4 protein-coding genes and 1 pseudogene are annotated in these 5,784 nt (G+C 75.2%); 4 read left to right on the forward strand and 1 reads right to left on the reverse strand.

What is annotated here, in order from left to right:
* Positions 1–54: 54 nt before the first annotated feature.
* Positions 55–309 (forward strand): annotated as a pseudogene (locus AB0B41_RS42505) (cobalamin biosynthesis protein); the annotation flags it as partial.
* 74 nt (positions 310–383) lie between these two features.
* On the opposite strand, the gene AB0B41_RS42510 reads toward AB0B41_RS42505, so the two are convergent.
* Positions 384–1,205, reverse strand: coding sequence for an SURF1 family cytochrome oxidase biogenesis protein (locus AB0B41_RS42510; RefSeq protein ID WP_358212831.1), 822 nt, complete (start codon positions 1,203–1,205; stop codon positions 384–386).
* Positions 1,206–1,509: 304 nt separating this feature from the next.
* Between AB0B41_RS42510 and AB0B41_RS42515 the strand changes: the two genes are divergently transcribed.
* The 3 genes from AB0B41_RS42515 to AB0B41_RS42525 all read left to right on the forward strand — a co-directional run.
* The gene (locus AB0B41_RS42515; RefSeq protein ID WP_358212832.1) at positions 1,510–2,745 is read left to right on the forward strand and encodes a right-handed parallel beta-helix repeat-containing protein; all 1,236 of its coding nucleotides are present in this window, start codon (positions 1,510–1,512) and stop codon (positions 2,743–2,745) included.
* Between the two features lie 15 nt (positions 2,746–2,760).
* The gene (locus AB0B41_RS42520) at positions 2,761–4,290 is read left to right on the forward strand and encodes a cobyric acid synthase (RefSeq protein ID WP_358212834.1); all 1,530 of its coding nucleotides are present in this window, start codon (positions 2,761–2,763) and stop codon (positions 4,288–4,290) included.
* Positions 4,287–5,784: ATP-binding protein (locus AB0B41_RS42525; RefSeq protein WP_358212836.1), on the forward strand; the 1,498-nt coding region annotated here is incomplete at its 3' end. The genes AB0B41_RS42520 and AB0B41_RS42525, both read left to right, overlap by 4 nt.

Raw genomic sequence — 5,784 nt, forward strand, 5'->3', positions numbered from 1 at the left:
GGATGCCGGCGTTGTTGACGAGCACGTGCAGCTCGCCGAAGGCGTCGAGCGCGGACTGCACCAGGTTCTGCGCCCAGCCCCAATGCCGGCCCGGTGGAGGCGGCCGCCGCGGGGGCGTTGGGCGTGCGGCTGGGTGGACGGACGGAGTACGCCTACGGGGCGGAGGACCGGCCCACCCTCGGCCGCGGCTCCGCTCCCGTCCCCGCCGACCTGGTGCGCGCCGCCCGCCTCTCCCGCTGTGTCGGGCTGCTCGCCGCAGGCGTGGCGGTGGCGGCGGCGGCGGGGCTGGGCCGGCGACGATCATCATGACCCTCGTGATCATCAGGAGCTGACGGCCGGATCGGCGGACGGATCCCGCCCTCAGCTCCTTCTCGGGGCGGGCGTCAGCGGGGGGCGGGGTCGTCGTCGACGGAGGGGTCGAGGTCACGGCCCGAGAGGGCGTCCCGCAGGCTCGCCCTGGTCTCCCGCCTCCCGCGCCGCTGCAGCACCTCGAGCCGGATGAAGTAGCCCAGCGCGATGATCGCGATCGCGCCGAAGGTCAGCCACTGCAGGGCGTACGAGCCGTTGGTGAACGGCGCCGCGGTGGTGGCGGGCGTGACCGGGATCGGCGTGAGGACACCCGGCTGGCCCGCGCCGAGCTGCAGGTATCCCTCGACCATGTCCTGCGTGCCGGTCGCCGAGGCCAGCTGACGGGAGTCGACGGCGTAGATCTGCAGGTGGCCGCCCTCGGTGGCCGGGGCGCGGCCGCTGGTGTCGGTCTCGTTCACGCGCAGCCGGCCGGTCAGCGTGACCGGCCCCGCGGGGGCGGCGGGGTAGCCGGGGACGGCCTGGCCGTCGTCCATGGTGATGGAGCCCCGGTCGACGGCGACGGTGCGGCCGTCGTCGAGCCGGACGGGAGTCAGCACCTCGGAGGCGGGCTTGCCGTCGACGAAGCGCAGCCGGACCAGCACCTCGGCCTGCGGCAGGTAGGTGCCGGACAGCGTGACCTGGCGCCACTCGTCGCCCGGGTCGACCTCGGAGCCGGGGACCAGCTGGGCGAACGGGACCGGCGGGGTGGTGTTGGCGGCGTCGATCGCGTGCTGCTGCGCCTGGCGCTGCTCCTCGCGTCCGAACTGCCAGGGGGCCAGCAGCGTGTAGCACGCCACGGCGAAGCCGAGGACCACCACCACGAAGGCGATCCAGCCCGGGCGCAGCAGGAAGCGCATGCCCCTACGGTAGGCGCCCCGCGGACGGCGGGTTCCGCCGCCTCGCCGCCGGTCACCCCCGCCCGGCACCGATCGGGACCGTGTCCGGTCGCCGATGGTGTCGGCCGTCACCCGGTGGGCTGGCACGTGTCACCCGAGCTGGTGGAGGTCGGCGCCGCCGTGCTCACCCGCCGCCATCCTTCGCCCATCCCGAGGAGCGCGGCCACGTCCGGCCGCGACCGGGGTCACGTCGGAGGGGGCGTTCATGAGGGGGAGTGCTGTGCGCGGGGCACCGCGGACGGTCGGGGGCCGTACGGTCCGCCCGGTGCTGGTCGCGGTGGTCGCCGCGGGGATCGCGATCGCCGGGGCGGGGACGGCGGGCGCCGCGGAGCCCGGCGCCCTCGGGGCGGTTCCGGCGCAGGTGACCCCACCCGGGGCGATCCCGGTGGGTTGCGGTCCCGCGACGAAGGACCTCGCCGCCGCGATCGCCGCGGCTCCGTCGGGAGCCACGGTGAAGGTCTGCCCGGGCACCTACACCGGCACCATCACGCTGACGAAGCCGATCACCCTCCTCGGCGCCCAGTCCGGGGTCGACGCCCGCAGCGGCCGGACCGACCTCAGGGCCGAGTCGGTGGTCGACGGCAGGGGCGGTTCCGGGTTCACTGTCGCCGGTGGCGTCTCGAACGTCCGGATCGACGGCTTCACGATCAGCAACGCCACCCAGACGAAGGGCGCCTCCACGGGCGGCGTGCTCGCCTTCGACCGTGGCTCCGGCATCACGATCACCAACAACGTGATCACCCGCTTCAGCTTCGGCGTGAACATGAACTCCAACGGCCAGGTCGCCGGCGCCGTCACCCGCAACCGCTTCGCCGAGAACAACGGCGAGGGCGGCCAGGCCGGCGTGTTCCTCTGCTGCGGCCCGGCGAACAACCTCACCATCTCGGACAACCTGTTCACCGGCCACGACGGCAACGCCGCGGCCGCCGTCAACACCGCCGGCGACCCGACGAGCTGGTCGACCCCCCTGCGCATCGAGCGCAACCAGAGCGTCGACGACGCCACCTTCGCCGTCGTCACGAACGTCGACGGCCTGGTCGTCGCGAACAACCAGGTGGTCCGGCGCCCCACCGCCACCACGGGCGTCGGCACCGGCATCCTCGTCGGCGGCGCGACGAAGAACGTGAAGGTCACCGGCAACGTCCTCACCGGCGGCGCGAAGAACGGCATCTCCGTCGGCCAGGCCTTCAGCCCGGTGAAGAACACGGGCCTGACGGTCACCGGCAACACCGTGGTCGACCGCCTCAACGGCATCCGCTTCGACGCCCAGACCTCCGGCACGGTCAGCGGCAACACCGTCGCGCAGAGCACCGGGGTCGGGATCCTGCTGGAGGGCGCCGCCAACGCCGGCGTCACCGTGACCGGCAACCGCTCCTTCCAGAACGCCGCGTCCGACTGCACCGACCAGAGCAAGGGCACCAGGACCGCCGGCACCGCCAACACCTGGACCGGCAACCTCGGCATCCGCAGCACCCCGCCGGGCCTCTGCCGCCTCTTCTGACGGAGACTGCTCGGCGTGGATCCGAGCGGTGCCCTGCTGGTGGCGGGTACGACGTCCGACGCCGGCAAGAGCGCCCTGGTGGCGGGCATCTGCCGCGCGCTGCGCCGGCGGGGGGTGTCCGTCGCCCCGTTCAAGGCCCAGAACATGAGCAACAACTCCGTCGTCACCGTCGACGGCGGGGAGATCGGCCGGGCCCAGGCGATGCAGGCGCACGCCTGCGGCCTCGAGCCGAGCGTCGCGTTCAACCCCGTGCTGCTCAAGCCGGGCAGCGACCGGACCTCGCAGGTGGTGGTCCGGGGCCGGGCGGACGGGAACGTCTCCGCCCTGTCCTACCGGACCCGGACCGCCGCCCTGCTCGAGGTCGTCACGGAGACCCTGGCCGACCTGCGGTCCCGGTTCGACGTCGTGGTCTGCGAGGGGGCCGGCTCGCCCGCCGAGATCAACCTGCGGGCCACCGACCTCGCCAACATGGGCCTGGCGCAGGCCGCGGACCTGCCGGTGATCGTGGTGGGGGACATCGACCGCGGCGGCGTGCTCGCGCACCTGTTCGGCACCGTCGCCGTCCTCGACCCGGCCGACCAGGCCCGGATCGCCGGCTTCGTGATCAACAAGTTCCGCGGCGACCCCGCGCTGCTCGCCCCGGGGCTGGAGCAGCTCCGGGCCCTGACCGGGCGGCCCACCCTCGGCGTCGTCCCCTGGTCGGACCGCCTGTGGCTCGACGCCGAGGACTCCCTCTCCGCCGTCGCCGACGGGGTGCTCGGCCGCCCGGCCCCGCCGCTCGGCGAGCAGTGGCTGCGCGTCGCGGTGGTCCGGCTGCCGCGGATCTCCAACGCGACCGACGCCGAGGCCCTGGCCTGCGAACCCGGCGTCGCGGTGCGGTACGTGACCGAGCCGTCGCGGATCCTCGACGCCGACGTCGTCGTGCTGCCGGGGTCCAAGGCGACCGTCTCGGACCTGACCTGGCTGCGGGCGTCGGGCCTGGCCGACGCGATCGCTGCGCACGCCGCCGAGGGCAAGCCGGTCCTCGGGATCTGCGGCGGCTACCAGATGCTGGGCCGGCGGATCACCGATCCGGGCGTGGAGGTGCCGGCGGGCGCCGACGTCGCCGGGCTCGGGCTGCTCGACCTGGAGATCGCCTTCGACCGCGAGAAGCACCTCGGCACCCCCACCGGCACCGCGCTCGGCGTGCCGGTGCGCGGCTACGAGATCCACCACGGCCGCGTCGTGCGGTCCGGTGACCCCGAGCTGCTCGACGGCGAGGGGTCCGACGCCGGCGCCGTGGTCGGCACCCACTGGCACGGCCTGCTGGAGAACGACGCGTTCCGCCGCCTCCTGCTGACCCGGCTGGCCGAACAGTCAGGTCGGAAGGGGTTCCGCCCGGCCCCGGACACGTCGTTCGCGGCGGAGCGGACCGCCCAGCTCGACCTGCTGGCGGACCTCGTCGAGCAACACCTGGACACGGCCGCACTTGAACATGTGATCAGTCACGGTGCCCCCGCGGATCTCCCGGTGCTGGCGACCGGTCTGGCAGAGTCGCGGCGATGAGCACGACCGCGAGCGGTGCCGCCTTCCCCTTCTCGGCGGTCGTCGGGCACGACGACCTGCGCCTGGCCCTGGTCCTCAACGCCGTGCACCCCGGCGTCGGCGGGGTACTGGTGCGCGGCGAGAAGGGCACCGCCAAGTCGACGGCGGTGCGCGCCCTCGCGGCCCTGCTGCCGGCGCTCGACGTCGTGGAGGGTTGCCGCTTCGGCTGCGACCCGGCCGCTCCGGACCCGTCCTGCCCCGACGCACCGCACTCCGGTGGCTCCACGACCAGGCCGGCCCGGCTCGTCGAGCTCCCCGTGGGGACCACCGAGGACCGGCTGGTCGGCTCGCTCGACCTGGAGAAGGCGCTGTCCGAGGGCACCCGCGCCTACCAGCCCGGGCTGCTGGCCGACGCGCACCGCGGCGTGCTCTACGTCGACGAGGTCAACCTGCTCCACGACCACCTCGTCGACCTGCTGCTCGACGCCGCCGCCATGGGTCGCGCGCACGTCGAGCGGGACGGCGTCTCGGTCTCGCACGCGGCCCGGTTCCTGCTGGTCGGGACGATGAACCCGGAGGAGGGCGAGCTGCGGCCGCAGCTGCTCGACCGGTTCGGGCTGACCGTGGAGGTGCGGGCGGCACGGGAGGTCGACACCCGCGTCGAGGTCGTCCGGCGGCGGATGGCGTTCGAGGCCGACCCGGCCGGCTTCGCCGGGACCTGGGCGGCGGCCGACGCCGAGGTGGCCGAGCGGATCGTCGCCGCGCGGGACCGGGTCGACGCCGTGCGGCTGAGCGACCGGGAGCTGCGCCGGATCGCCTTCGTGTGCGCCCGGTTCGACGTCGACGGCATGCGCGCCGACCTGGTCATCGCACGGACCGCGGTCGCGCACGCCGCCTGGCGGGGCGCCGACGCCGTCGCCGAGGACGACGTGCGGGTCGCGGCGCGGCTGGCGCTGCCGCACCGGCGCCGCCGGGATCCCTTCGACGAGCCCGGTATCGACGAGAAGGACCTCGACGAGGCCCTGCGGGACGCGGAGGAGGACCTGGGGCCCGAGGACCCGACCGACCCGACCGACCCGACCGACCCGACCGACCCGACCGACCCGACGGACCCGACCGACCCGACGGACCCCGGCGACGACCCGGGCGGTGGCGCGCCGGACGCGGCCGACGGCGGTCCCGACGCGGAGCCCCCGGCCGACGAGGCCGCGGATCCCGCCCGCAACACACCGACCCCGCCCCGCGCGGACCAGGCAGGACCCGAGTCGCACACGCCGTCGGCCCCGCCGCGAGAGCCCGGTGAGGCGGTCGAGGCCCCGCAGGACCGCCCCGAGATCATGGGCTCCGGCAGCGCGATGCCCGTCGGCGCCCCGGCCCGGCTGAGCCGGGTCGCGGCCCGGCGGTTCACCGTGCCCGGCGTGGGCGACGGCGCGCCCGGCCGCCGCTCGCGCGCCCGGACCGACACCGGACGCGTCGTCCGGCCATCGGACGCCACCCCGCGCCGGGCCGCGGACC

Source organism: Pseudonocardia sp. NPDC049154 (genome assembly GCF_040648315.1).
Classification (GTDB): Bacteria; Actinomycetota; Actinomycetes; order Mycobacteriales; family Pseudonocardiaceae; genus Pseudonocardia.